Consider the following 26,619-nt stretch of genomic DNA (forward strand, 5'->3'; position numbering starts at 1 on the left):
CTGCGACCGGCAGACGGGCCAACGCCCGCGCCGGATCGGCAAATTACAAAGGGTGGGTCCAATGAAGCACAGATACCTGGTTGGCGCGGCGTTCCTTTGCTGCGTCCCTTTCACGGCGTTCGCGCAGGAGACCGTGAACGCGCCTGAATCCGAGGACGCGATCGTCGTCACCGGCCAGCGCGCGCAGCAGGAGCGCTCGATCGAGATCAAGCGCGACGCGATCGGCGTGCTCGACGTCGCGGCGTCGGACGAGATCGGCCAGCTTCCCGATCGCAACGTGGCCGAAGTGGTGGAGCATCTTCCCGGCGTGGGCGTCAGCTACGACCAGGGCGAAGGCCGCTACGTCTCGGTGCGCGGCGTTCCCTCGGCGCTCAACGGCTATACGCTGGACGGCCTGGAGATCGGCAACCCCGACGGCAACACGCGCGCGCTGCCGCTCGACGTGGTCTCGGGCCAGCTCCTCAACCGTGTCGAGATCGCCAAGGTGAAGACCGCCGACATGGACGGCCAGGGCATCGGCGGCACGCTCAACCTCGTCACCCAGACCGCGTTCGACTATAAGGATGCGTTCAACGTCTCGGTGAACGCCCAGGCGGGCTATCAGGAGCTCAACGAGAAGGTGCCGGTGCGCGGCGATGCCAGCGTGGCGGGCCGGTTCGGCCCCGACGAGCAGTTCGGCGTGGTGCTGGGCGTCAGCTATTCGAACCGCGATTTCGTGTCCGAGGGCTTCTATCCCGACGATTGGCGTCCGGTGGCGGGCTTCGCGCGCGGCGGCGCGCCGACCAACATCAAGTACACCGAATATGGGCTCGATCGTAAGCGCATCGGCGCGACCGGCGCGTTCGACTGGCATCCGAACGACCACCAGACCTTCTATGTCCGCGGCCTCTATTCGAAGTTCATCGAGAACGAGATCCGCGCGCGCTATCGCCTCGACTTCGCCACCCAGGCGCTGGTCGGCGACACGGCGGAGGATCCTTCGGTCAACAACACCACCAATTTCCACCTCAATCCGGACGGACTGACCGGCACCGTCGATACCGGCACGGAGCGGCGCGAGGATCTGCGGCTCGACTACAAGGTCAAGACGGTGCTCACCGGCATCGTCGGCGGATCGACCGAGCTCGACCGGCTCAAGCTCGAATATATGGGCGCGCGCAGCCACAACGAAGTGCTCGACCGTTTCCCGACCTGGCAGTTCCGCTGCAATCCCGGCACGGTCGACTTCGATTTCTCGCACACGATCTACAGCGCCACGCCGCGCACCGAATGCACGCCGAATGATATGCAGTTCCGCTCCTATCTCTTCCATCATGAGAGCGGCACCGAAGGCATCTGGCAGGGCCGCTTCGATGCCACCTATGACCTGGGCGGCGAGAGCTTCCTGAAGGCGGGCGTGAAATATCGCACCAGCGACCGCGATTTCGACTCGAGCGAGGATACCTGGGGGCGCGGCGGCAATGCCGCGACGCGCTTCACCATGGGCCAGTTCGGCCTGGACGGCCCCGCCGTCATCGTCCGCCCGGACAATGACGATCCCGGCCGCGAGTTCGTCAACGGCCCGACCTTCAACATCCAGGCGCTGAAGGACTTCACCGCGAAGAACATCGGCGGCGCCTTCTTCGTGAAGGATGATCCGACTTCGATCGCCAACGCGACGCTCAACGACTTCAATCTCACGGAAGATGTCGGCGCCGCCTATGTGATGGCGAAGCTGAAGTTCGGCGTGGTCACGGTCACCCCCGGGGTGCGCTTCGAGCACACCAGGCTGCATATCACCGGCAACCAGTTGCAGGATGGCACGACGATCCTCCCGGCGACGCGCAGCAGCGACTATGACGACTTCCTGCCGTCGCTGATCTTCCGCGTCGATCCCTCGCCCGACATGGTGCTGCGCCTCGCCTATTCGCGCAGCATCGGCCGGCCGGAATATGCCAACCTGTCGCCGGGCGGCGAGATCACGGTCGATGACGGCACCCAGCCGGGGCTGAAGGCGGTCAGCGTCTCGTTCGGCAATCCGGACCTGAAGCCGTTCCGCGCCGACAATTTCGATGCGACCGCCGAATGGTATTTCGCCAAGGGCGGCCTGCTGAGCTTCGGGGCCTTCGCCAAGTTCATCAAGAACCCGATCTTCACCCAGTCGTACACGCTGTTCGACACGAGCTTCAACGGCCAGCCCTATGAGACCGCGAGCTTCTCGCAGCCGCTGAACGCCGACAAGGGCAAGATCCTGGGCCTTGAGGCGCAGTATCAGCAGCAGTTCGATTTCCTGCCCGGCCTGCTTTCGGGCTTCGGCATCGCGCTCAACGCGACGCTGACGGAATCGAACCTCGATATTCCGGATGGCCCCAAGGGCACCTTCCCGGGCCAGTCGGACTATCTGTACGGCGCCAAGCTCTTCTACCAGAAGGGCCGGGTGGAAGCCTCGATCGCCTATCACAATACCGGCAAGCAGCTCATCTCGGCCGGCCTGCTCGATTCGGGCGTGCAGGACCAGTACAACAACGACCTGCGCCGCCTGGATGCGAAGGCGAGCTTCAAGCTGCTGCCGGGCACCCAGCTGTTCTTCGAGGCGCAGAACCTGACCGACGAGCCGACCCGCCAATATCAGTCGGGCAACACCGACTGGATCATCCAGAACGAACGCTATGGCCGCACCTTCTATGCGGGCATTTCGGCGAAGTTCTGATGCGGATCGCCATCCCCCTGTTGCTTGCGGCGCTCGCGCCGCAAGCAGCGCCTCATCGCATCCCGGCGAGCGAAGCCAATCAGGGCGTCGCGGCCGGGGCGCATTTTGTCTATGCGATCTCGAACCACGAGATCGGCAAGTACGACAAGCACACCGGCAAGCGCGTGCGGCATTGGGAAGGCGATCCGGCGCACTTCAGGCATATGAACAGTTGCAGCCTGATCGGCCGCGAGCTGGTGTGCGCCGCCTCCAACTATCCCGACGTGCCGCAGCATTCGCTGGTCGAATATTTCGACGCCGATACGCTGCGCCACAAGCGCACCGTCGCGCTGGGCGACTTCCCCGGATCGCTGACGGTGCTGACGCGGCATGGCGCAAGCTGGTGGGCGATCTTCGCCAATTACGATGATCGCGGTGGCGTGCCGGGCCGCGATCACCGCGCGACGTTGCTGGTCGAGCTGGACGGCAAGTTCCGCGAGAAGCGGCGTTTTACTTTCCCCGATGCGGTGCTGGCGCGCTTCGCGCCGAAGAGCTGCTCGGGCGGAAGCTGGAAGGGCGGGCTGCTCTACGTGACCGGACATGACCGGCCCGAGCTCTATGCGCTGCGGATTCCGGCGAAGGGCGACGTGCTCGAACTGGTCGCGACCTATGCGATCCCTACCGACGGGCAGGCGATCGACTGGGATCCGGCGGAACCGGCGACGCTCTGGTCGATCGAGCGCAAGGCGCGCGAGATGGTCGGCACGCCGCTCAGCCTGAACCCTGGATCAGGATCGCCCGGAAGTCGTTGACGTTGGTGCGGGTCGGCCCGGTCACCACCAGGTCGCCCAGCGCCGCGAAAAAGGCATAGGTCTCGTTGCTCGCCAGCGCCGCCGCCGGGTCCAGGCCCAGGGCGGCGGCGCGGGCGAGCGTATCGGGGCCGATGATCGCGCCGGCATTGTCCTCGGTGCCGTCGATGCCGTCGGTGTCGCAGGCGATCGCGTGGATGCCCGGCGCGCCGGCCAGCCCGATCGCGAGGCCCAGCAGATATTCGAGGTTGCGGCCGCCATGCCCGTGCGGATTGGCGACGCGCACGGTGGCTTCGCCGCCCGACAGGATCACGCGCTGCACGCCGTCCGCCGCCAGCCGCCGCGCCAGCCCGGCATGGCCTGCGCCGAGATGCCGCGCCTCGGCTTGGAGCCGGTCGCCCAGATCGGTGACGCGGTAGCCGAAACTCTCCGCCAGCCGGGCACTTGCCGCCAGCGCGTCGCGCGCGCGGGCGATGATCTGGATGTCGCTTCCGGCGAGCCCGAGCGTATCGGGCGGCGGCGTCTCGTTGGCGGGATCGTCGAGCGCGCGCCAGACGGCGGTGGGCGCTTCGATCGCGTAGCGGCGCAATATGTCGCGCGCCTCGGCAAGCGTGGTGGGATCGGCGACGCTCGGGCCGCTGGCGACGAACGAGGGATCGTCGCCGGGCACGTCGGAGATCACCAGGGTCCGCACGCTCGCCGGCGCGGCGGCGACGGCCAGCCGGCCGCCCTTTACGCGCGACAGGTGCTTGCGCACGCAATTGATCTCGGAGATCATCGCGCCCGATCGCAGCAGCATGCCGGTGATCGCCTGCTTGTCGGCCAGCGTCACGCCCGCGACCGGCAGCGCCATCAGTGCCGATCCGCCGCCCGAGGCCAGCATCAGCAGCCGGTCGCCCGCGCCGAGCTCGCCCGCCATCGCCAGAGCTTCCTCCGCCGCGGTCATGCTCGCGCTGTCGGGCACGGGGTGGCCCGCCTCGATATAGCGGAAGGCGCGATCGAGCCGCCCGCCGTCGAAGCCATGGCCGGCGCGGGTGATGACCAGCCCCGATACCGGGCCGTTCAGCCGCTCCTGTGCCACCGCTGTCATTTCCGCTGCCGCCTTGCCGATCGCGATCACCAGCGTGCGGCCCGGCGCGGGGAGGGGCGGGAGCGCGGGCATCGTGTGCCGCGCGGAGATCGCGGCGATCGCATTCTCGAACAACGCCATCAGCATCTGCCGCGGCGCCGGCGGCGCACTCGTAACCATCGTCCCGCCGGGACCGTCCTGCCTCATTTCACCACCATGTTCGTCAGGGGCCAGATATAGGCCTGGCCCATCACCAGCAGCCCCACCAGCGCGGCCAGCACCACGCTGTGGAACAGCACATATCGCAATATCTCGGCTTCGCGCCCGCGTATGCCGGTGGCGGTGGCGGCGACGACGATGCTCTGCGCATCGGCCATCTTGCCCATTACGCCGCCCGAGCTGTTCGCCGCGACCATCAGCACCGGGCTGATCCCGAGCTGCTCGGCGGTGGTCCGCTGGAGCCCGCCGAACAGCGCGTTCGAGGCAGTATCCGATCCCGTCGCCGCGACGCCGAGCCAGCCGAGCAGCGTGCCGAAGAACGGATAGAGGAAGCCCGATTGCGCGAGCGCCAGCCCGATCACGCTGTCCATGCCGGCATAGCGCGTGACATAGCCGAGCGCGAGCATCGCCGCGATCGTCAGCAGCGGCAGCAGCGCCAGGCGCAGCGTCGCGAGCCAGGTCGCCACCATAGCGCGCGGCGAGGCGCCCATCGCGAAGCCGGCAACGATCGCCGAGAGGAGGATGCCGGTTCCGGTCGCCGACAGGATGTTGAAGACGAACACGGCCGGCTCGGCATGGGGCGTGGAGACTACCGGCGGCATGCGTACCACCGCTCCGTCGAGCCAGGGCATCGGCAGCTTGGGCGCGAACAATCCGTCGAGGAATGCCTTGGTGTCCGGCAGTCCCCAGAGGAACACGCCGAGGCTGAGGATCAGCCAGGGCATCCAGGCGCGCCAGTCGATGCCGGCAGCGACATGCTCGACCGAGGCGCCGGCATCGCGCCCCTCGACCGCGCTCCACATCCGCGCCGGCTGCCAATGCCGCAGGAACAGCGCGAGGCAGCCGATCGAGGCGAGCGAACTCGCGACGTCGACCAGCCAGGGGCCGTGGAAATTGGAGACCAGGAATTGCGGTATCGCAAAGGCCAGGCCGGCGACCAGGATGGCGGGCCACACCTCGCGCATGCCGCGGAAGCCGGCGAATGCGGCGACCAGCCAGAAGGGCACGAGCAGCGAGAAGAAGGGAAGCTGGCGCCCGACCATCGCGCTCAGCTGCAGCAGCGGGAGGCCGCTCGCGGCGGAAAGCGCGAGGATCGGCGTGCCGAGCGAGCCGAAGGCGACCGGCGCGGTATTGGCGATCAGCGCGAGCCGCGACGCCCCGACTGGTGCGAAGCCCAGCCCGACCAGCATCGCTCCGGTGATCGCCACCGGCGCACCGAACCCCGCACAGCCTTCGAAGAATGCGCCGAAGCAGAAGGCGATCAGCAGCAGTTGCAGCCGCCGGTCGGGTGTGATCCCGGCCACCTGGATCTGGAGCCGCTGGAACAGGCCGCGCTCCACGGTCAGCCGGTAGAGGAACAGCACGTTGAGCACGAGCCAGCCGATCGGCAACAGCCCATATCCCGCGCCGAGCAGCGCCGCACCGGCCGCGAGCCGTGTCGGCATGCCATAGGCGAAGACCGCCACCGCCAGCGCGATGCCGAGCCCCAGCAGGGCGGCGAGATGCGCCCGAACCCGGAACACCGCGATCGCGGCGAGCAGCGCCAGGATTGGCAGCGCCGATATCGCGACGGAGGCGAACGGCGATCCCAATGGCGAATAGGTCTGCGTCCACGACACGAAAGATTGAGCCTCGATTCCGCACGACCGCCGCGGTGCGCGTGCCTCTCTATTGCCGGGTAATCTGGCCACGGCCAGCATCACGCATGCAACACTGTGTTGCATGAAGGCGTGACGTTTTCGCGAGCCGGATCGGCTTATCGGGCCGGGCGAAAGCTAGCCGCGCTAATGCCGTATCGGGCGATCTTGTCATAGAATGTCTTGCGCGGGAGGCCGAGCTCGCGGATCGCGTTCTGGACGCTGCCCCTGTGCCGTTCGAGTGCGTCGCGGATCAGGGCGGCCTCGAAAGCGGCGACCTGCTCGGCGAGCGACCCTTGCGTGTCCGGCCTGGCGGGCAGGGCTGTGGAGGTGCCCAGCGTCGCCTCGAACGCGAAGTTGCGCAGCTCGCGGACATTGCCCGGCCAGTCATGGTGATGCAGCCGGGCATGGACGGCACCATCGAGCGCGACCTGCTCGCGGCCGAGCGTCGCGCTGGCTTCGGCCACGAAGGCGGCGAACAGCAGCAGCCGGTCCTCGCCGCGCTCGCGCACCGGGGGCACCCGAAGCCGGAGCGTGGCGAGGCGGTAATAGAGGTCCGGCCGGAAATTGCCCTGTTGGCTGGCCGCGGCGAGATCGCTCTTCGTCGTCGCGATCACATGGAGGTTGAGCGGCGTCGGGCGTTCCGCGCCGATCGGCTGAACCTCGCGCTCCTCCAGCACGCGGAGCAGCTTGGCCTGGAGGCCGGGCGGCATCGAATCGATCTCGTCGAGCAGCAGCGTGCCGCCGTCCGACGCCGCGATCTGGCCGGTCCGCGAGAGGCGGGTCTGGGGCACGCTGTCCGCTGCGTGGCCGAACAGCTCGATCTCGGCGGTCGCTTCCGACAGGGCGCCGCAATTGACCGCGATGAAGGGGCGTCCGCGCCGCGGCCCCTCGCGGTGGATCAGCCGGGCGACCAGCTCCTTGCCGGTGCCGGTTTCACCCTCGACCAGCACGTCGACATCGGCGGCGGCGATGCGGTGGATCGTTTCGCGCAGCGCCGTCATCGCCGGGCTTTCGCCGATCAGCCCGTCGTCATTCTCCAGCCCCGCCACGGCGGCCTGGAGCCGGCGGTTCTCCAGCACGAGCGCGCGCCGCTCCAGCGCGCGGCGGATGCTGGCGGCGAGGTGATCGGTCGCGAAGGGCTTGGTCAGCAAATCGGCGGCGCCGTCCTGGAGCGCCTTTACCGCCATCGGCACGTCGCCATGGCCGGTCACCAGGATCACCGACAGATCGGGATCGAGCGTGCGCAACCGGGCGAGCAGGTCGAGCCCGTCCATGCGCGGCATGCGGATGTCGGAGACGACCACGCCGTCGAAGCTGCGGTCGATCGCGGCCAGCGCGGATTCGGCATCGGCGAAGGCGGTCACCTCGAAACCCGCCAGGACCAGCGCCTGCACGGTGGCGGCGCGCAGCGTCTCGTCGTCCTCGACGAACAGCACGCGGTTGGAGGAGGCTGCGATCATGCCGTCGGCAATTTCAGCGTGAAGCGGGTGCCGCCGGCCAGCGGCACATGGCGCAGATCGCCGCCGAACTCGCGGGCGATGTCGCGGGCAATGGCGAGGCCGAGGCCGAGGCCGCCGGGCTTGGACGTCGTGAAGGGCGTGAACAGGCTGTCGCCGATCGCGGCATCGATGCCGGGGCCGGTATCCTCTACGCTGAGTTCCACCATGTCCTCCATTGCGGCGGCGTCGATGAAGACCTTGCCGCCCGGTTGGTTCGCGATCGCATCGAGCGCGTTCTGGAGAAGGTTGACCAGGATCTGCTCGATCCGCACCCGATCGCCCTTGAGCGTGAGGCGGCTTACCTCCGCCGGCACGCCGATCGTGACGATTCCGCGCGCGCGCTCGCCGATCAGGATCATCACGCCCTCCAGCACGGAGGCGACCGTGGCCGCGCCGCCGCTGCGCGTGCGCTTGCGGGCGAAGCCGCGCAGCTCGGCGGTGATCCGCCCGATCCGGTCGGCCAGCTCGACGATATGCGCGAAATTCTGGCGGGCGGTGTCGCCCGCGCCGCGATCGATCAGCGTCGCGCCGCTTTCGGCGAAAGTGCGGATCGCGGCGACGGGCTGGTTGATCTCATGCGCGACGCCGGCGGTGACCTGACCCAGCGTGCCGAGCCGGCTGGCCTGGGCAAGCTCCTCGCGCGCATTGCGATAGCGCTGGTCCGCTTCGGCGCGCTCCTTGGATTCGATGATCAACTGGGCGTTGGCGTCGCGCAGCTCGGCGGTGCGGCGCTCGACCTCGCGCTCCAGCGCCTCGCGCGCCTCGCGCTGCAGCCGCTGCTTTTCGCCCGATCGCAGGACGATGATCGCGATCCCGCCCAGCACGACCAGCGTTCCCAGCCCGAGCAGCAGCGCCTGGGTCCGCGCCGCGGCGAGGGGCACGTCGAGCGGCGAGATGTGATAGAGCCTGCCGCCCGCGATCGGCGCCGGTTCGGCAGCGACGCGGAACCGCTCGCGCGCGCCGCTGGTGCTCGTCGCCCGGGGCATTGCGAGCCGGATCGGCGCGGGGAGGGGCGGGTTGCCGCCATATTGCAGCGTGCGCCGGGCCGCGGCGATCACGGCGGGATCGACTCCGCCGATCGTGTGGAAGCGCCAATCGGGCAGGCTGGTGACCAGGATCACGCCATTGGCATCGGTGACGAAGCTCGCGCCCGACGCGCGGCCCCAGGCGGATTCGACCGAGTCGAACTCAACCTTGACCACGACCACGCCGAGCGGGCTGCCGCCGCGATCGACGCGGCGGGCGAGGTACAGGCCGGGCCGCCGGCTGACCGTGCCCAATGCGAACAGCTCTGCCGAACCGTCGCGCATCGCGTCGCGGAAATAGGGGCGGAAACCGTAATTCTGGCCGACGAAGCTGGTCGGCTTGCGCCAGTTGCTGGCGGCCACCGTCACGCCGTCGGGGCCGATCACATAGATGTCGGCGGCGTCGGTGCGCGAGGCGAGCAGCTCCAGCGTGCGGTCGAGCGCCGCGCGGGAGCCGGCGTTGCCGTCCAGCGCCCCGGCGACGTCGGGATATTCGATCAGCACCAAGGGAAGCAGGCGGAACTTCTGGAGTTCGCTGTTGAGCAGCGCGGCGTGGGTGCGCGCGATCTGGACCGCCGAGGTGTCCGCCGCCGCATTGGCGCGGCCGCGCGCCCAGCGGTCGCCCGCCCAGGCGATCAGCGCCACGGCGACCAGCACGAGGGCGAGCACGGCGAGATGAGAGCGGCGGAGCGATTTCATCTGTGTGGATCGTCGCACATCATCGGTGCATCCTGTGCGGGAATCCGCACATTTCTGCAAGCGGCCATGAGGATGAAATTCGGATAATCGTTGTTTTCCATTGGCTTGTATGCAGTCTGGCGGCGTGATCCGCAACCATTAGGGTGCACCAACAAGACCTCGACACAAGAGGTCCGGCGCAACTCCGCGCATCGAGAGGATGAATGGCCCACCCGATCGTCACCCATGCCGTGCCCACGCCCGCAAGCCGCACGCCGATCTATGCGCATCTCTATGCGCAGGTGCTGTTCGCGATCCTGTGCGGCGCGCTGCTCGGCCATTTCTATCCCGCGGTCGGCGAAGCGCTGAAGCCGCTCGGCGATGGTTTCATCAAGCTGGTGAAGATGGTGATCGCGCCGGTGATCTTCCTCACCGTGGTCACCGGGATCGCCGGGATGCGCGAGCTCGCCGCTGTCGGCCGCGTCGCCGGCCGGGCATTCGGCTATTTCCTTGCCGTCTCGACGCTGGCGCTGCTCGTCGGCATGGCGGTTGCAAATATCGTCCAGCCGGGCGCGGGGATGCATGTCGATCCCGCGACGCTCAACGCCAGCGCAGTCGCCGATTATGCGCATCAGGCGCATGAATCGACCGTCACCGGATTCCTGATGGCGATCATCCCGACGACGATGATCTCCGCGCTCACCGACGGCTCGATCCTCCAGACCCTGTTCGTCGCGATCCTGTTCGGCATCGCGCTGAGCCTGGTCGGCGAGCCGGCCCAGCCGGTGCTCGATCTGGCCGAGCGGGTGATGCTGGTGGTGTTCCGGCTGGTCGGCATCCTGATGCGCGCGGCGCCGGTGGGCGCGTTCGGCGCGATCGCCTTCACCGTGGGCAAATATGGCGCCGGCAGCCTGGTGAGCCTGGGCGGGCTGGTCGCGACCTTCTATCTGACGTCGATATTGTTCGTGCTGGTGGTGCTGGGCATCATCGCCCGCCTGCACGGCTTCTCGATCCTGCGGCTGCTCAACTATCTGAAGGCCGAGCTGCTGCTGGTGCTCGGCACCTCCTCGTCCGAAGCCGCGCTGCCCAGCCTGATCGCAAAGCTGGAGCGGGCGGGGTGCGACAAGGGCGTGGTCGGGCTCGTCGTGCCGACCGGCTATTCGTTCAACCTCGACGGCACCAATATCTACATGACGCTGGCGGCGCTGTTCATCGCCCAGGCCTGCGGCATCCATCTGAGCTGGGGCGAGCAGTTCGCGTTGCTCGGCGTGGCGATGCTGAGCAGCAAGGGCGCGGCGGGCGTGACCGGGGCGGGCTTCATCACGCTGGCCGCGACGCTATCGATCGTGCCCTCGGTGCCGGTCGCCGGCATGGCGCTGATCCTGGGCGTGGACCGCTTCATGAGTGAGTGCCGCAGCCTCACCAATTTCATCGGCAACGCCGTCGCCGCGATCGTGGTCGCGCGATGGGAGAACAAGCTCGACCGCGCCCAGCTGGCGCAGGTGCTTGCCAATCCGGGCGCGAGGGACGCCGAAGCCATCAATTGAAGACGATGCCCACGCAACGATGGGCCTAAAAAGGGAGAGAGAGCATGAGGGGTATGATCCGTCCGGCGCTAGCCGCCACCACCGCCATCGCCGCGATCGGCTGGGCAACCAGCGCCTTCGCGCAGGAAACGCCGCAGGCCGCGCCGGAAGCGGCCGAGGCGCAGGCCGACACCGATGGCCCCGCCTCGAGGCCCGAGCAGGACATCGTCGTGGTCGGCTCGCAGATCCGCGGCGCCAAGGTCAACACCGCGCTGCCGGTGACGGTGATCGATTCCAGCCAGATCGACGCGACCGGCGCCTCCTCGGGCGACGACCTGATCCGTTCGATCCCGCAGGCGGGCGACATCACCTTCAACGAATCCAACAATCCGCAGACCAGCAACGCGGCGCGCGGTGACGTCAATTCGATCAACCTGCGCAATCTGGGCGTGGGCAATACGCTGGTGCTGCTGAACGGCCGCCGCCTCGTCCAGCATCCGACCAGCCAGGCGGGCGACGGCAACGTGCCGGTGCTCGGCTACAACTCCAACGCGCTGCCGGTCGCCGGCATCGAGCGGCTGGAGATCCTGCGCGACGGCGCCGCCGCCATCTATGGTGCGGACGCGGTGGCGGGCGTGGTCAACACGGTCACCAAGTCGAACTTCAACGGCGGCACGATCGACCTGCGCTATGGCGGGGCCGAGGGCACGCATCGCCGCGAGTTCGAGGGGACCGGCATGGTCGGCACCGATTTCGCCGGCGGGCGCGGCAACGTGTCGCTGTACCTCGATTACACGCACCGCACCGCGATGCGCGCCGAGGACCAGCCCTATACGGCGAGCGACAATCTGCTCGATTTCTTCGCCGACAATCCCGATTTCGCGGGCAATCTGACCGCCGACGGCCGCGCCACCCAGTCGCCCTGGGCGAACCTGGCCGTGGTCGGCGGACCCGGCACGATCCGCATGACGGGCAATCGTGCGCTCACGTCTTCGGCCGGCGCCTTCCACACGCAATCGAGCGCCAATCCCGGCTGCGTCGTCACGATCAACGCCGATACCTGCCTGGGCACCGGCACGCGCGCGACCGCATCGACGCTGCGTTCCGAGCGCTTCGACACGCGCCCCGGCACCAGCGTCACGCCGTCGATCGATCGTTACAACAGCTTCCTGACCGCGCATTACGACGTGTCGGACGACGTCACCCTCTACACCGAGCTCGGCTATTATCGCGCGAGCACGCAGCGCATCCAGCCGCCGACGATCAACCTCAACGCGATCGTGATCCCGGCCTCCAACTATTGGAACCCGTTCGGCGCGGCGACGCTGCCCGACGGTACGCCCAATCCGAACCGCATCCCCGGCCTGACCAACGTGTCCGCCGCCGGCCTGCCGGTGCGGCTCAGCACCTATCGCTTCGTCGATGCGGGTCAGCAGACGGTGGATACCAGCAACTGGCAGTCGCGTTTCCTGGGCGGCGCCAAGGGCCGGATCGGCACCTTCGATTTCGACACCGCGATCCTCTATTCGGAGGCGCAGGCGACTGACGTCTCGAACGCGATCAACATGACCAAGCTCCAGGCGAGCCTCGCGCTGGCGACGCCGGACGCCTATAATCCCTTCAACGGCGGCTGCGCGGCGACGCCGAGCGTGGGGGATTGCCAGCCTTCGTCGCAGACGGCGATCGACGCGATCAGCTTCGATCTGCGGCGCCGTTCGAAGACCACCCTGGCACTGGCCGATTTCAAGCTGTCGCGGCCGGACCTGCTCCAGCTTCCCGGCGGCAATCTGGGCATCGCGTTCGGTGTCGAGGGGCGGCGCGAGACGCAGATGGACGTCCGCGATCCCAATCTCAACGGCGATATCGCCTTCGTCGATGCGGTGACCGGCGAGACCAACCTGTCCAACGTCGCCGCCGTCAGCCCGACGCCGAGCACCAGCGGCAAGCGCACCGTCTTCTCGGCGTTCGGCGAGCTGGCGGTGCCGGTGATCGCGCCGGAGATGGGCATCCCGCTGATCCGCCGCGTCGATCTCCAACTCGCGGCCCGCTACGAGCATTACAGCGATTTCGGCAGCGTCTTCAAACCCAAGATCGCCGCCGCCTGGGATCTGATCGACGGCGTCCGTTTGAGGGGCTCCTATTCGAAGGGATTCCGCGCGCCGAACCTGGAGCAGACCAAGACCGTCCAATATTCGCGGCTGGGCTCGAACACGGACTTCTATCGCTGCGAGGCCGATCTGCGCGCCGATCGCATCGCCAATTTCGGCGCATGCGGCCGTGGGATCAGCTATTCGATCTTCATCTCGGGCAATCCCGATCTGAAGCCCGAAAACAGCACCAACTGGACCGCCGGCGTGGTGCTCGAGCCCAAGTTCATCAACGGCAAGGCCGGCCACCTGACGCTCACCGCCGATTTCTGGTCGATCAACCAGGTCGGCATCGTCGGCCAGTTCGGCCCGCAGAACGCGCTGGTGCTCGACTATCTGCTGCGGCTCCAGGGCTCCAGCAATCCGAACGTGATCCGCGCGGCGCCCACCGCCGACGATGCGCCGATGTTCGACGGCACCGGGCTGGCGCCGGTCGGTGCGGTGACGCAGATCAACGACCAGTTCACCAACCTGCTGCCGCAGACGGTGCAGGGCCTCGATCTGGCGCTGCTCTACAATGTCCGCACCGGCATCGGTAAGTTCGACCTGGCGCTGAACGCCGCGCGCCTCACCAAGTTCAGCCGCGACACCCCGCCGGCGGTGCAGGCGCTGTTCGACGCGCGCGCGGCGGGCCAGATCAATCCGGCCACCCCGCTCACCGACGCCAGCGACCTGATCGAGGATCGCGGCAAGCCGAAATGGCGCCTGACCGGCTCGCTCACCTGGAGCAGCGGCCCGGTCCAGATCGGCGGCTTCGTCAACTATGTCGGCACCGTCTACGATACCAACTTCCTCGATGCGAACGGCGATCCCTATCCGGTCGACGGTCAGGCCACGGTCAACCTCTATGCGCAATATCGCTTCAAGGACGGCTGGCTGAAGGACACGCGCTTCCGCATCGGCGCGCGCAACATCTTCGACACCCAGCCGCCGGTGGTGTCGGACGGTTATCTGGGATCGCTCTACGTCCCCTATGGCCGCTATTGGTACGGCAGCGTCAGCAAGCGTTTCTGAGAAGGGTATGCGTATGAAGGCTCTGTTTCTTGCCCTGCTCGCCCTGGTGCCGGCCTCCGCGCTGGCCCAGGAGGCGGCGCCTCCCAAGACGATCCTGTTCGTCGGCAACAGCTTCACCCAGGGGGCGCATTCCGCGGTGAAGCGCTATCGCGCCGATAGCGTGACCGATCTGAACGGCGACGGCTATGGCGGCGTGCCTGCGCTGTTCAAGCGGTTCACCGAAGAGGCGGGGCTGCACTGGAAGGTCAGCCTGGAGACGCAGGGCGGCAAGCCGCTCGCCTTCCACTATGAGGAACGCCGCGCGAAGCTGGGCGGCAAGTGGGATGTGGTGATCCTGCAGGAACTGAGCTCGCTCGATCGCCAGCGGCCGGGCGATGCGAGCGGCTATCTGAAATATGCTCCGTTGCTGGCGGGCATGGCGAAGCAGGCCAATCCGAGTGCGCAAGTGCTGCTGATGTCGACCTGGACACGCGCCGATCAGGTCTATCGGCCGGGCAGCCCTTGGTCCGGCAAGCCGATCGACGCGATGGCGAACGACCTGCGCGCCGCCGCCGAGCGCGTGCGCGCCGCGTCGCGTGACATCGCCGGCATTCTCCCCGTGGGCCAGGCTTGGGACCGGGCGATCGCCAAGGGAGTCGCCGATCCCAATCCCTATGACGGGATCGCCTTCGGCCAGGTCGATTTGTGGACCTATGACCATTATCACGGGAGCATCTACGGCTATTATCTGGAGGCGCTGGTGGTGTTCGGCCAGGTGACGGGCATCGATCCCAAGACGCTGGGGCCGGACGAGCGCGCGGCGGACGATCTCGGTATCTCCAAGGAACAGGCCGTCGCGTTGCAGAAGATCGCTTCGGAGCAACTTGCGGCGGAGCGGCGCTGAGGCCCTACTTCATTCGTAGGGGCAGGCCGGCGGCGACGAACTGAACTTCGTTCGCCGCCTGCGCCACCGCCTGATTGAGGAAACCCGCCGCATCGCGGAACTGCCGGGCCAGCGCATTGTCCGGCACGACGCCCAGGCCGACTTCGTTGGCGACCAGGATTACCGGTCCCCGCGCCTTGCCCAATGCAGTGACCAGCGCGTCGGTGGCGGCGGGAATGTCGTGCTCGCCGAGCAGCAGGTTCGAGGTCCAGAGCGTCAGGCAATCGACCAGCACGACGCTGGATGGGGCTGTTTCGGCAGCTATGGTAGTCGGGAGGTCGAGCGGCGCTTCGACCGTGCGCCAGCGCGGGCCGCGATCGGCGCGGTGGCGGGCGATGCGATCGGCCATCTCCGTGTCGAAGGCTTGCGCGGTGGCGACGAACATCAGTCCGGCGTCCAGCGCTTCGGCGCGCGTCTGGGCGTAGCGGCTCTTGCCCGACCGGGCGCCGCCCAGGACGAAAAGGATGTGCGGCTTCATGGCTTCCTCGTCTGGGCAGGGGCGAGCAGGGCGTCGAGATCGAGGTGCCGTTCGAGTTCCTCGGCGATCGAATCGAGCGCGGTATCGACGGACGCGCGATAATCGCGGCCGCTGCCCTGGGCGCCGATCCTCGCGAGCAGCGCGCGGCGCTGCGCCGCATCGGCGAGGAATCCGTGGACATAGGTGCCCGTCACCAGCCCGTCGGCGCTGACCGCGCCATCGGGGCGGCCGTCCTCGAAGATGGCCAGCGGCCGGGCCGTGCCGGCGCCGGTGGTTTCGCCCATGTGCATCTCATAGCCTTCGAACCGCGCGCCCAATGCGGTGCCGCGGACATGGCGCAGAGCCTTGGCGGGGGAGAGAACTGTCTCCACATCGAGCAGGCCCAGCCCTTCGATCGATCCCGGTGGCCCCTCCAGCCCGGCGGGATCGCTGACCCGCGTGCCGAGCATCTGATAGCCGCCGCACAGGCCGAGCACCGCGCCGCCGCGCCGATGGTGCGCGCGGATGTCGATGTCCCAGCCTTGGGCGCGGAGCGCCGCGAGGTCGGCGATCGTCGCCTTGGAGCCGGGCAGGACGATCAGCGCCGCCTCGGCCGGGATCGGCGTGCCCGGCGGCACCATGCGCAGCTCGACTTCGGGCTCCAGCTTGAGCGGATCGAGATCGTCGAAATTGGAGATGCGCGGCAGGATCGGGCAGGCGACGACCAACCGGCCCTCGTGGCGCAGGGCGCGGGCTTCGAGGATCACGGCATCCTCGCTCGGCAGGCGTGCCGTCATGGGCAACCAGGGCACTACCCCGAAGCCGCGCCAGCCGGACAGCGCCTCGATCTGGCGATAACCGTCCGCGAACAATGCCGGATCGCCGCGGAACTTGTTGATGATGAAGCCGCGGATCATTGCGGCGTCCTCGGGATCGATGACCGCTCGCGTGCCGACGATCGCCGCGATCACGCCGCCGCGATCGATATCGCCCACCAGCACCACCGGCACGCCCGCTGCCCGGGCGAATCCCATATTGGCGATGTCGCCGGCCCTGAGGTTGATCTCGGCAGGCGAACCGGCCCCCTCGACGATGACCAGGTCGCATGCCTCGCGCAGGCGGTGATAGGCCGCCATCACTTCGCCGAGCAATTCTCCCCGCGCAGCGCGGAAATTGCCGGCGCCGAGCGTGCCGCGCACCTTGCCGCCCACGATCAGCTGCGAGGTGCGGTCGGCCTGGGGTTTGAGCAGCACTGGGTTCATGTCGCTATGCGGCTCGACGCGCGCGGCGATCGCCTGGAGCGCCTGGGCGCGGCCGATCTCGCCGCCATCGATGGTGACGGCGGCATTGTTCGACATGTTCTGCGGCTTGAACGGGCGGATGCCGAGCCCGCGATTGGCGAAGGCGCGGCAGAGCCCGGCGACCAGCACCGACTTGCCGACGTCCGAGCCGGTTCCCTGGAGCATCAAAGCGCCCATGCGACGGTTCCTGCGACAATCCAGAGGCAAAGGCACGCGCGAACATAGATGGCCAGCGCGCGGCGGATGTCGCCGGGCGTCGCATCGCGCAGGCCGGCGCCGATCCAGGGCTTTTGCTGCAGCACGCCGTCATAGGCAATCGGCCCCCCGAGCCACAGCCCGAGCGCGCCGGCCATCGCGGCTTCGGGCCAGCCGGCATTGGGAGAGGCATGCAGCTGGTGGTCGCGCCACAGGATGCGCCATCCACCCATGCCGCACAGGCAGATCAGCGCGGCGGCTATCCTGGCGGGTATGAGGTTGAGCAGATCGTCGGTTCGCGCGGCGGCCCAGCCGAACGCGCGCCAGCGCTCCTCGCGGTGGCCGATCAGGCTGTCGGCGGTGTTGACCGCCTTGTAGGCCCAGACGCCGGGCAGGCCGAGCAGCAGTAGCCAGAACAGGGGCGCGGCCACGCCGTCGCAGAAGCTTTCCGCCAGGCTCTCGATCGCGGCGCGGGCGGTGCCGACTTCGTCGAGCGTGGCGGTATCGCGGCCTACGATGCGGCTGACGGCGGGGCGGGCGGTTTCGAGATCCCCGGCAGCCAACGCGATGCCGACCGGCCGGACATGGTCGTAGAGGCTGCGTTGCGCCAGGGCCGGTGCGGCAAGCAGCGCCTCGAATATCCAGGCCCATGGACCCGCAGCATTCCGCAGCAATTGGTGCAGCATGACGCCCGGACCGGCGGCGACGGCGATCAGCAGCAGCAGGGTCGCGATGCCTGCGGCATATCGAAAGGCGGTGCTGTGGCTGCCACGGTTCCAGCGACGCTCGCATACTTGGATGAGGCGCGCGAAGGCGCCGACCGGATGGCCGATGCGCCGGTAAAGCGCAGTCGGCCAGCCCAGCGCGGCGTCGACCGCCAGCGCCAGCAGGGCGATGGGCTCAGCCATATGCCAGCGCGCGATCGAGCCGTGCCAGCGCCTCGTCGCTTCCGGGCAGGCCGATGCGGAGCCGGTGGGAATCCTGATCGAAGGGGCGGGTGAGGATCGCCTGGCGGGCGAGGTGGTCGAACAGGGCCGGTGCATCCGGCGCCTGGATCAGGCGGAACAGCGGGCAATCGCCCTGGGGCTGCAATCCGTGGCGCAGGAGGACGCGGTTGAGCGCCTCGGCCTCGGCCCGCAAGCGGTCGCGCATCGCCTCGATCCATGCCCGATCGCGATAGGCGGCCGTGCCGATCGCCAGCGCCGCGCTGGAAACGGGCCAGCTGCCCAGCCGTGCATGGACGCGCTCGATCAGTGCCTGCGGTCCCAGGACGAAGCCGAGGCGGACGCCGGCAAGCCCGAAGAACTTGCCGAACGATCGGAACAGGATCAGCGGTCGCGCATCGTCGATCCGGTCAGCGATGCTGATCGCGGGCTGGGTATCGGCGAATGCCTCATCGACGATCAGCCAGTGCGGCGTTCCCTTGAGCCGGTCGAGATGCGCGTCGAGGAGCGAGGAGCTGGTGACATGTCCGTCCGGATTGTTCGGATTGGCGAGGAGGATTGAGGCGTCTCGTATTTCCGGCAGTTCTTCGGTGCGGATCGCGCGCGCGCCGGGCAGCATCGCGGTGTGCGTGCGATAGCCGGGGCCGACATGCACGCTCGGCCCTTCGATCATGCTGCCCACCAGCCGCAGGCCGATCTCGGTGCCCGGCACGGCGCATACATTCGCTGCATGCGTGCCGAAATAGGTGGCAGCTGCGGTTTCCAGCGCGATCAGCGCCCGTTCGTCGGGAAGCGCGCGCCAGTCGATGTCGATATCGGCAATGCCCGGCCATGCGTGCGGATTGATTCCGGTCGAGAGGTCCAGCCAGGGTCGGCTGGCTTCCGCATAAGCGGAGCGTGCTTCGCTCAGCCGGCCACCATGAAAGGTGAACGTCATCGCCAATGGCTTGCCAGGAGCGCGGCGGCGAGTAGCCCGGTCTCCACCAGCTCGATCCCCGCGCCATGCCCGTCGCCCGAGATTCCACCGACCTTGTCGCGCAGCCAGATGCCCCAGGCCGCGATCAGCAACGGCGCCAGGATCAGCGCGGGCACGAACCATGCGGTGGCGATGAGGGGCAGGGTCCAGAGCAGGACATGGACCGGCCGGATTGCGGCACGGAAACGCGCGGCGAGGCCCGCATGGAGCGGCGGGAGCCAGAGCGTCCAGGCGAGCGGGCCGATGCGGGCGGCGAAGGGTATGAAAAGCAGCGCCAGGAACGCATCGCGTTCGATCAGCCCATGGAGCAGGATGAGCTTGGCGATGAGCTGGAGGCCGATCGCGACCGCGCCGAAGCTGCCGATATGCGGATCGGCGAGCACCGCGAGGAGCCGTTCGCGGCCCTTGTGCGCTGCGCCCATCGCATCCGCCAGGTCGGAAAGGCCGTCGAGATGCAGCGCTCCGGTCACCAGCACCCAGGCGACCAGTCCTGCCAAGGCGCCGGTCCAGGGATCGATTTGTCCGCCGGTCCATGCCGCTCCGGCGACGATAGCGCCGATGACCAGGCCCGCGACGGGGAACCAGCGTATCGATGCCGCGAACTGCGCCTCGCTTATGTCGATGCGCGGCATCGGCAGCCGAGTGAGGAATTGCAGCGCGGCGATCAGGCCCTTCATGTGCGCAGGCCGATGATCTGGGCGGCGGGCGCCTCGCCGGGCCAGACGCGCAGCGAGACCAGCGATGCATAGGGCAGGTCGAACGCCCAGAGCTGAGGAATGTCGAAGCCGCAGAGCTGCGCGAGCGCCGCGCGGATCGCGCCGCCATGGGTGACGATCAGGGTCGGCACGGGGGACAGGTCGCCGAGCGCGGCGGCGACGCGGGCGCGCAGGCTCGACCAGCGCTCGCTGCCGGGGGGAGGATTGGCGTCGGGATCGGTATGGAAGCGCGCCAGGGCCTCTCCGTCGATCTCGGTCGGAGCCAGGCCGTCCCATTCGCCGAAATCGAGTTCGCGCCAGCGCGGATCGATGGCGAGCGGGAACGGGCGGCTTTGCGCGATGGCAAGGGCGGCTTCGCGGGTGCGGCGCAGATCGGAGGTCACCAGCGTCTCGAATTCGAGATCGGCGGCGCGGGCGATACAGGCGCCGATGCCCGCCGTGCTCGGCGCGCCGTCGGTCCGGCCCATCATCAGCCCCGGGCGGTCGGGCGCGCCGTGGCGCAGCAGGTGCAGCGGAAACGGCGTCATGCCGCGCCGGCGACGCCTGCTTCGGCAAAGGTCGCCATCTGGCCATGCGCCGCGAACGCCGAGCGGATCACGGACACGGCGACCGCTGCGCCGCTGCCCTCGCCGAGCCGCATCCCCAGGTCGAGCAGCGGATCGAGACCCAGGCGATCGAGCAACCGGCGATGGCCAGGCTCGGCGGAGCGATGGCTCGCGATGCAATGATCTGCGATGCCTGGAACGGTGGCGATGAAGGGCGCCAGCGCCGAGCAACTGATGAAGCCGTCGAGCACCACCGCAATGCGTTGGAGCCGGGCCGCGATCACCGCGCCGGCGATCGCCGCGATTTCGCGGCCGCCGAGGCGGCGCAGGGTCTCCAGTGGCGTCATGGGCGCGTCAGCATGAAAGGCGACTGCGCGATCGACCACTTCGATTTTGCGCGCGACGCCCTCGGTATCGAGACCGGTACCGGGGCCGACCCAATCGGCCGCCGTCCCGCCGAGCCCTCGCGTGCAGAGTGCGGCGGCGGCGGTGCTGTTGGCGATGCCCATCTCGCCGACCACGAGCAGGTCGAGGCCGGGCGCGACCACCGCCGCGCCTGCGGACAGGGCGGCGAGGCATTCGGCTTCGTCCATCGCCGGTGCGGCGGTGAAATCGGCGGTCGGGCGCTCCAGTTCCAGTGCGACCACGGTGAGTTCGAGACCCGCGGCGCCCGCCAGTGCATTGATCGCCGCACCTCCATGCCGGAAATTGGCGACCATCTGGGCGGTCACTTCGGCCGGAAAGGCGCTGACACCCTGCGCCGCGACGCCGTGATTGCCGGCGAAGATCGCTGCGCGGCCACGCTCGATGCGAGGGCGCTCGCGGCCCTGCCAGCCGGCGAAGTGGATCGCGATCTCCTCCAGCCGGCCGAGCGATCCGGCGGGCTTGGTGAGCATCGCCTGGCGCGCCTCGGCGGCGGCGCGCGCATCCGCATCGGGGCCGGGCAGGGCGGCGAGCGCGGCTTCGAATGTGGTGGAATCGGGGAAGAATGTCATGTCGCTATCTGGCCTTCGGGCGGGATTCGAACGAGGAAATGGCCCTTAACGCCCTGCGGCCAGTCGCGATACGGCACCTGGCCATGTGCGCTGGCGGCGTGATGGACCGCGAAATCGAGGATCGCCGCCGCTGCTTCCGCATCCGGAGCGAAGCGGCCGAGGACATAGCCGATCCTGCCGGGTGCTCGCAGATGGACGGTGCAGAAAGCGGCGCAGGCGAAGAGGCAGGGCATCTCCTCCACCGCGATCCCCGCATAGCGCGGATCCGAGGTGGCGAGGGTCCGCACCGCCTCGGCCAGCCGGGCGCCGCCGCGCACCCCTTCGGCATCCTCACGCGCATCGCTCGAATGGCGGCAGGTGTTGCAGACGACCACCGAAGGGCCGGGCGCGGCGGCGCGCAGCATCAGGCGTGTGCCGGCCGGGCCGCGCCGTCGATGCCGACCAGCGTCAGCAGCCGCTGGAACGCGACCAGCCCGAGCAGGATCAGCCCATAGCGGACGAACTGGCGCAGCAGTATCTCCGGTGTGAACGCCGCCCAGCCGCTGTCGAGCGCGAAGGCGCCGATCAGCACCACTGCCTTGAAGGCGACATAAGCTGTGACATAGCCCGCGACCATACGCGCGACATAAGGGGCGCCGGGCATCGCCTTGGCCGTCACGTCCGCGGCGAAGAACGATCCGATCGCCGCCGCGCCGAGCGCCAGTGCCCAGGCGATGCTGTTCGCATCGATCGGGTAATGGAGTAAGCCGAAGCCGGTGATCTGCGCGGCGATCCAGGCGACCAGCATCAGCGCGACGCCTTCGGTGCGGCGGACATGCAGCGCGGCAAGTGCCGCCAGCGCCGGGAAGGGCGTGGCGCAAGCGAGCAGGAGCGTGGTCACCGTGCTGGCGACGACCATCGCACCGATCCAGAGATTGCGGGCGACAGCAGGCGAAAGATTCGACATGGCAGGCGTCTCCTTGGGGTTTTGCGGGAGGGGCATCAGAAGCGTGCCCGGAAGCCGGCATAGAAGCTGCGGCCGAGCGTGCCGTAGCGGCGGGCGGTCTCGTAATACTCGTCGAACAGATTCTCGACGCGGCCGAACAGCTTCAGCTCCTTGCTGATCGGCAATTCGGCGCGCAGGTCGACCAGCGTGTAGGCGGCGTTCTCCAGCGGGGCGACGGTGGCGCTGGTCTGCGCGGTGTCGAGCGTCTTGCCCGACCAGCGCACGGCCACCCCGGTCGAGAGGCCGAACGGCCAGGCATAGGTCGCCGAACCGTTGGCGGCGTTGCGCGGGCGGCGGGGCAACTGGTTGCCGAAATCGACGCCCAGCGAGCGGTCCTCCGACACTGTCCAGGTGTAGTTGCCGTCCAGGCTGAACCCGCCGAAGCGCAGCGCTCCCGCCACCTCGGCGCCATGCGCCTGGCTGCGCTGGATATTGGCGTAATAGCCCGAGCGCGGCGCCGTCGTGCCCGGCGTGAAGCAGAGCGGCGGCTTGTCGGTGGCGGGGCAGCCGCTGAACAGGATCAGGTTGGTCGTGGTGCGATCGAACCAGGTAGCGGAGAGCACGAGATGGCGGCCGAGCAGGTGCTGCTCGATACCGGCGTCCCAGCCGTGCGAGCGCTCGGGCTGGAGCGCCTGGTTCCCGTAATCGCTGAAGAGCTGGTAGAGCGTCGGTGCCTTGAAGCCCTCGCCATAGCTGGCGCGCAGCACGGTGTTGCCGCCGAACAGTGCCCAGGCCGCGCCGCCGCCCAGCACGTCATTATCGCCGAAGCTGCTGTGATGGTCGTGCCGCACGCCGCCGGAGACGGTCAGGCCGTCGACGATCGTGCCGTTGAGCTGGGCGTAATAGCTGTCGAGCGAGGCGTGGGCGCGGATCGTCGCATAGGCGGCATTGTTGTCGCCCGGCGAGGCGGAACGCATCTTCTGCTCCTCGCGCTCGGCGCCGAACACCAGCTTCCAGTTGCCCGGCAGCGCGAGGTTGCCCTGATACTGGTAGCTGCGGGTCTGGCCCTTGGCGTCGAAGCCCTGCGTGCGGATTTTGCGCGAGGGATTGAAGTTCTGGCGGACGGTGTCGCTCTGGCTGAACGCGATGCGATTGTTGAGCGCGCCGCCGAACAGGCCGGCGTTCAGCCCGGCATAGCCGATCCATTCCTCGTTGGTCGAATATTCGGGGCTGTCGGGCACGGTGCCCGAGCTGTCGATATCGGTCTGGCTGCTCGAATAATAGCCGCGCAGATCGATCGAGACATTCTCGGCCAGCCGTACGCCCACTCGGCCGGTGCCGCTGACATTGTGATAGGGATCGTTCTCGTTCCCGCCATAGCGCGGGCTGATTGCCGAGATGCCCTGTGTCGAGAAGGCGCTGCCGGCGAAGCGGAAATCGACGGCGCCGTCATGTCCGCCGATCGCGGCGCGGGCATTGACCGTCTGGCGCGAGCCGCCTTCGATATCCATCGATCCTTCGAGCGGCTCGGTCGGCGTCGCGGTGGCGATGTTGACCACGCCGCCGATCGCCTGGCTGCCCCACAGGATCGATTGCGGCCCGCGCAATATCTCGATCCGAGATGCATCGCCGGTGAGCAGATTGGCGAAATTATAGCCGCCGCCGGTGGAGGAGGCGTCGGCGAGTTTCACGCCGTCGAGCACCACCACGGTCTGGTCGGTCTCGGCGCCGCGGATGCGGACCTGGGTGGCGGTGCCGAAGCCGCCGTTGCGGCTGATGCTGACGCCCGGCGTGCGGGCCAGCAGATCGGAGACGATCGGCGCCTGGGAGCGGTCGATCTCCTCCTTGTCGAGCACGGTGATCGTCGAGGCGATCCGATCGAGCGGCAGCGGCGTGCGCAGCGCGGTGACGACGATTTCGTCGTCCGGTGCCGCGGGCGCTTCCTGTGCGAAAGCGGGTGCGGACAGCGTGGAGAGGAGCAGAAAGCCGGTCTGGAATTGAAAGCGCATATGATCCCTCGGTCGTTGACATGACCGCTCGGGACCGAAGGGCAGGGGCGCACACGACTCCCGCCCGCACGAACCCGCGCGGCGATCGTCGTTGCTCGAGGAAACCCTCGCTCGACCGGCACACCCTGTCCGGACGAAGAACGACCGCGACGGGCAGGTCTCCTGGCTCACGGGTCAATGCCGGTTCGGGCCGCCTTCTCAGGATCCTGGGATCCCAATGGCATGTGGCCGATGGCTCGCCGCTTACAGTTGCAGGGGCAGCCGGGGTTTCGAACCCCGTTCCCTTTTGATCCCTCTCGGGAACCTGTCGCGACGCGGTCGTTACGGGCTTTGCGTCAGGCGATCAAGTGGAAGAAGCTGCCGGTGACATTGCCCGCCCGGTGACCGGCGGGCGGCAGGGCGTTGCCCTCGGCATCGGCCATGTCGGCGAGCGGTTCGCCTTCGGAGGCGGTGATCGTCGCATAGTGGAATTCGTGGCCGAACAGCTCCCGGCCGGCGGGGGCGAAGCCGGCGTCGTGGCGCAGCGTCGCTCGGCGATAGCCGAGAGTGAGCTTGCGGCGGGCCATGCTGGTATCGACCGGTAACAGGCCAGCCATGGCATGGGTGGTGCCGTCGGCATCCTGGAGCGTGCGGCCCAGCACCATATAGCCGCCGCACTCGCCATGGACCGGGCGGGTCGCCGCGAAGGTGCGCAGTCCGGTGAGGAAGCCCCGATTGGCGGCGATCCGCGCGGCGCGGAGTTCGGGATAGCCGCCGGGGAGCCAGCAGGCGTCGCAATCCTCCGCCGGCGCGTCGTCGGCGAGCGGGGAGAAGAAACGAAGTTCGGCGCCTGCCGCGCGCCATGCGTCGAGCAGGTGCGGATAGAGGAAGGAGAAGGCGTCGTCGCGCGCCACCGCGATGCGCTGGCCGGGAGGACGGACTGCCAGCGGTGGGAGCGGGGCACGGGCGGTGGGCGAGGCGGCCGCGCGGATCGCGTCGAGGTCACATTGGCCCGCGATCCGGTCGGCGATCGCATCGATCCGGGCGTCGATCCCTTCGGTCTCGCCCGCCTGGACCAGCCCGAGGTGCCGCTCGGGCAACGCCATTGCATCATCCCGCCGGATCGTGCCGAGCAGCGGCAGGGCGATCCGCGCGAAGCCGTCCTCGATCATCCGGGCATGGCGTTCGCTGGCGACGCGGTTGACGATGATGCCGGCGATGCGCGGTGCGCCGGGGAAGGTAGCGCAGCCGTGCGCGATGGCCGCGATCGACTGCGCGGCGGCGCGTGCATCGATCACCAGCAGCATCGGCCAGTCGAGCAGTCGTGCGATGTCGGCCGGCGCGCCCGATCGGCCGGCGGCTCGCGCGCCGTCGAACAGGCCCATCGCGCCCTCGGCGATCACCAGATCGGCATTCTCCGCCGCGCGAGCCGCGAGCCCGCGCAGCAGCGGCACCTCCATCGCGAACCCGTCGAGATTGACCGAGGCATGGCCGATCGCGGCCCGATGGAAGGCCGGGTCGATATAGTCCGGCCCGCATTTCGCGCCCTTCACGCGCAGTCCCCGCCGGGCAAAGGCGCGCTGGAGACCGATCGTCAGCATCGTCTTGCCCGCGCCTGATTGCGGCGCTCCGATCACCAGCCCCGGCGCGAGCGGAGCCATCAGAATTCGATCCCCTTCTGTGCCTTCACGCCCGATCGGAAGGGGTGCTTCACCTGCACCATCTCGGTGACCAAGTCCGCTGCCTCGATCAGCGCATTGGGCGCGTTGCGGCCGGTGACGATGACATGCTTCATCGGCGCGCGATCCATCAGCCCCGCGACGACTTCCTCCACCGGCAGATATTCGTAGCGCAGCACGATGTTGAGCTCATCGGCGACCACCATCGCGATCTCGGGATCGGCGATCATCCGCCTGACCTCCTCCCAGCCGGCGCGTGCCCATGCGATGTCGCGGGCCCGGTCCTGCGTGTCCCAGGTGAAGCCTTCGCCCATCACCTTGTGCTCGATCTGCCCGGGAAAGGCCGAATAGACCGCCTTCTCGCCGGTCGCCCAGCCGCCCTTGATGAACTGGACGACGCCTACTTTCATCCCGTGACCCAGCGCGCGGCAGACCATGCCGAAGGCGGCGGTGGACTTGCCCTTGCCCTTGCCGGTGTGGACGATCAGCAGGCCCTTTTCCTGCGTCTTGTCCACCATGATCTTGGCGCGCGCCGCCTGGCGTTTCTTCGCCTTGGCATTGTGGGCGGCGTCGATCTCGTCTTCGGTCATGTCCGTTCTGCTCCCGCGACAGGACGCGGCGCCCGGCGCAGGCCGGACGCTTCGCCCGATGATGATGTCGCCCAACGGAGGACCGTGCCCTG

At 68.4% G+C, this 26,619-nt stretch carries 21 protein-coding genes and 1 riboswitch; of the genes, 5 read left to right on the forward strand and 16 right to left on the reverse strand.

Annotation, left to right across the window (positions count from 1 at the left end):
• Window positions 1-61: 61 nt before the first annotated feature.
• The gene (locus HB724_RS08250) at window positions 62-2,689 is read left to right on the forward strand and encodes a TonB-dependent receptor (RefSeq protein ID WP_213980444.1); all 2,628 of its coding nucleotides are present in this window, start codon (window positions 62-64) and stop codon (window positions 2,687-2,689) included.
• Window positions 2,689-3,480: a hypothetical protein gene (locus HB724_RS08255; protein ID WP_213980445.1), complete on the forward strand. Its 792-nt coding sequence runs from the start codon at window positions 2,689-2,691 to the stop codon at window positions 3,478-3,480. The genes HB724_RS08250 and HB724_RS08255 overlap by 1 nt, the downstream gene beginning before the upstream one ends.
• Here HB724_RS08255 and HB724_RS08260 read toward each other — a convergent pair.
• The 4 genes from HB724_RS08260 to HB724_RS08275 all read right to left on the reverse strand — a co-directional run bounded on the left by HB724_RS08260 (window position 3,440) and on the right by HB724_RS08275 (window position 9,628).
• The gene (locus tag HB724_RS08260) at window positions 3,440-4,726 is read right to left on the reverse strand and encodes a glycerate kinase (RefSeq protein WP_213980446.1); all 1,287 of its coding nucleotides are present in this window, start codon (window positions 4,724-4,726) and stop codon (window positions 3,440-3,442) included. The two genes, HB724_RS08255 and HB724_RS08260, sit on opposite strands and share 41 nt — an antisense overlap.
• A gap of 23 nt (window positions 4,727-4,749) precedes the next feature.
• Complete coding sequence (locus HB724_RS08265) at window positions 4,750-6,384, reverse strand: L-lactate permease (RefSeq protein ID WP_213980447.1); 1,635 nt, start codon at window positions 6,382-6,384, stop codon at window positions 4,750-4,752.
• Window positions 6,385-6,521: 137 nt separating this feature from the next.
• Window positions 6,522-7,865: a sigma-54 dependent transcriptional regulator gene (locus HB724_RS08270; RefSeq protein WP_213980448.1), complete on the reverse strand. Its 1,344-nt coding sequence runs from the start codon at window positions 7,863-7,865 to the stop codon at window positions 6,522-6,524.
• Window positions 7,862-9,628 carry an ATP-binding protein gene (locus tag HB724_RS08275; protein WP_213980449.1) on the reverse strand — a complete coding sequence of 589 codons (1,767 nt, stop codon included), beginning with the start codon at window positions 9,626-9,628 and terminating at the stop codon, window positions 7,862-7,864. Before HB724_RS08275 ends, HB724_RS08270 begins: the two co-directional genes overlap by 4 nt.
• 203 nt (window positions 9,629-9,831) lie before the next feature.
• Between HB724_RS08275 and HB724_RS08280 the strand changes: the two genes are divergently transcribed.
• The 3 genes from HB724_RS08280 to HB724_RS08290 are packed head-to-tail and all read left to right on the forward strand — an operon-like array spanning window position 9,832 to window position 15,177.
• Window positions 9,832-11,154, forward strand: a complete 1,323-nt coding sequence (locus HB724_RS08280) for a dicarboxylate/amino acid:cation symporter (RefSeq protein WP_213980450.1) — start codon at window positions 9,832-9,834, stop codon at window positions 11,152-11,154.
• A gap of 44 nt (window positions 11,155-11,198) precedes the next feature.
• Entirely contained in the window at window positions 11,199-14,294 is a 3,096-nt protein-coding gene (locus tag HB724_RS08285) for a TonB-dependent receptor (protein ID WP_256731394.1), read from the forward strand.
• Between the two features lie 13 nt (window positions 14,295-14,307).
• Window positions 14,308-15,177: a DUF4886 domain-containing protein gene (locus HB724_RS08290; protein ID WP_213980451.1), complete on the forward strand. Its 870-nt coding sequence runs from the start codon at window positions 14,308-14,310 to the stop codon at window positions 15,175-15,177.
• A gap of 4 nt (window positions 15,178-15,181) precedes the next feature.
• Here HB724_RS08290 and cobU read toward each other — a convergent pair whose 3' ends face one another.
• The 12 genes from cobU to cobO all read right to left on the reverse strand — a co-directional run bounded on the left by cobU (window position 15,182) and on the right by cobO (window position 26,527).
• Window positions 15,182-15,694 carry a bifunctional adenosylcobinamide kinase/adenosylcobinamide-phosphate guanylyltransferase gene (gene cobU, locus HB724_RS08295; protein ID WP_213980452.1) on the reverse strand — a complete coding sequence of 171 codons (513 nt, stop codon included), beginning with the start codon at window positions 15,692-15,694 and terminating at the stop codon, window positions 15,182-15,184.
• Complete coding sequence (locus tag HB724_RS08300) at window positions 15,691-17,151, reverse strand: cobyric acid synthase (RefSeq protein WP_213980453.1); 1,461 nt, start codon at window positions 17,149-17,151, stop codon at window positions 15,691-15,693. The genes cobU and HB724_RS08300 overlap by 4 nt, the downstream gene beginning before the upstream one ends.
• Window positions 17,139-18,077 carry an adenosylcobinamide-phosphate synthase CbiB gene (cbiB, locus tag HB724_RS08305; protein ID WP_213980454.1) on the reverse strand — a complete coding sequence of 313 codons (939 nt, stop codon included), beginning with the start codon at window positions 18,075-18,077 and terminating at the stop codon, window positions 17,139-17,141. Before cbiB ends, HB724_RS08300 begins: the two co-directional genes overlap by 13 nt.
• Window positions 18,070-19,050, reverse strand: a complete 981-nt coding sequence (locus HB724_RS08310) for a threonine-phosphate decarboxylase (protein WP_213980455.1) — start codon at window positions 19,048-19,050, stop codon at window positions 18,070-18,072. Before HB724_RS08310 ends, cbiB begins: the two co-directional genes overlap by 8 nt.
• Window positions 19,047-19,766 carry an adenosylcobinamide-GDP ribazoletransferase gene (locus HB724_RS08315; protein ID WP_213980456.1) on the reverse strand — a complete coding sequence of 240 codons (720 nt, stop codon included), beginning with the start codon at window positions 19,764-19,766 and terminating at the stop codon, window positions 19,047-19,049. Before HB724_RS08315 ends, HB724_RS08310 begins: the two co-directional genes overlap by 4 nt.
• The gene (locus tag HB724_RS08320; protein ID WP_213980457.1) at window positions 19,763-20,332 is read right to left on the reverse strand and encodes a histidine phosphatase family protein; all 570 of its coding nucleotides are present in this window, start codon (window positions 20,330-20,332) and stop codon (window positions 19,763-19,765) included. The genes HB724_RS08315 and HB724_RS08320 overlap by 4 nt, the downstream gene beginning before the upstream one ends.
• The gene (gene cobT / locus HB724_RS08325; RefSeq protein ID WP_213980458.1) at window positions 20,329-21,345 is read right to left on the reverse strand and encodes a nicotinate-nucleotide--dimethylbenzimidazole phosphoribosyltransferase; all 1,017 of its coding nucleotides are present in this window, start codon (window positions 21,343-21,345) and stop codon (window positions 20,329-20,331) included. The genes HB724_RS08320 and cobT overlap by 4 nt, the downstream gene beginning before the upstream one ends.
• Complete coding sequence (locus HB724_RS08330) at window positions 21,342-21,749, reverse strand: DUF1636 domain-containing protein (protein WP_213980459.1); 408 nt, start codon at window positions 21,747-21,749, stop codon at window positions 21,342-21,344. The genes cobT and HB724_RS08330 overlap by 4 nt, the downstream gene beginning before the upstream one ends.
• Window positions 21,749-22,291, reverse strand: a complete 543-nt coding sequence (locus tag HB724_RS08335) for a hypothetical protein (protein ID WP_213980460.1) — start codon at window positions 22,289-22,291, stop codon at window positions 21,749-21,751. Before HB724_RS08335 ends, HB724_RS08330 begins: the two co-directional genes overlap by 1 nt.
• A 35-nt stretch (window positions 22,292-22,326) precedes the next feature.
• Window positions 22,327-24,279, reverse strand: a complete 1,953-nt coding sequence (locus tag HB724_RS08340) for a TonB-dependent receptor (RefSeq protein ID WP_213980461.1) — start codon at window positions 24,277-24,279, stop codon at window positions 22,327-22,329.
• A gap of 134 nt (window positions 24,280-24,413) precedes the next feature.
• A riboswitch (cobalamin riboswitch) is annotated at window positions 24,414-24,602 on the reverse strand.
• A 12-nt stretch (window positions 24,603-24,614) separates the two neighbouring features.
• Entirely contained in the window at window positions 24,615-25,919 is a 1,305-nt protein-coding gene (locus HB724_RS08345) for a cobyrinate a,c-diamide synthase (RefSeq protein WP_213980462.1), read from the reverse strand.
• On the reverse strand, window positions 25,919-26,527 hold the full coding sequence (gene cobO, locus HB724_RS08350; RefSeq protein WP_213980463.1) for a cob(I)yrinic acid a,c-diamide adenosyltransferase: 609 nt from the start codon (window positions 26,525-26,527) through the stop codon (window positions 25,919-25,921). Before cobO ends, HB724_RS08345 begins: the two co-directional genes overlap by 1 nt.
• Window positions 26,528-26,619: the final 92 nt, after the last annotated feature.

The organism is Sphingomonas sp. dw_22, assembly GCF_018449795.1.
Taxonomy (GTDB): Bacteria; Pseudomonadota; Alphaproteobacteria; order Sphingomonadales; family Sphingomonadaceae; genus Sphingomonas.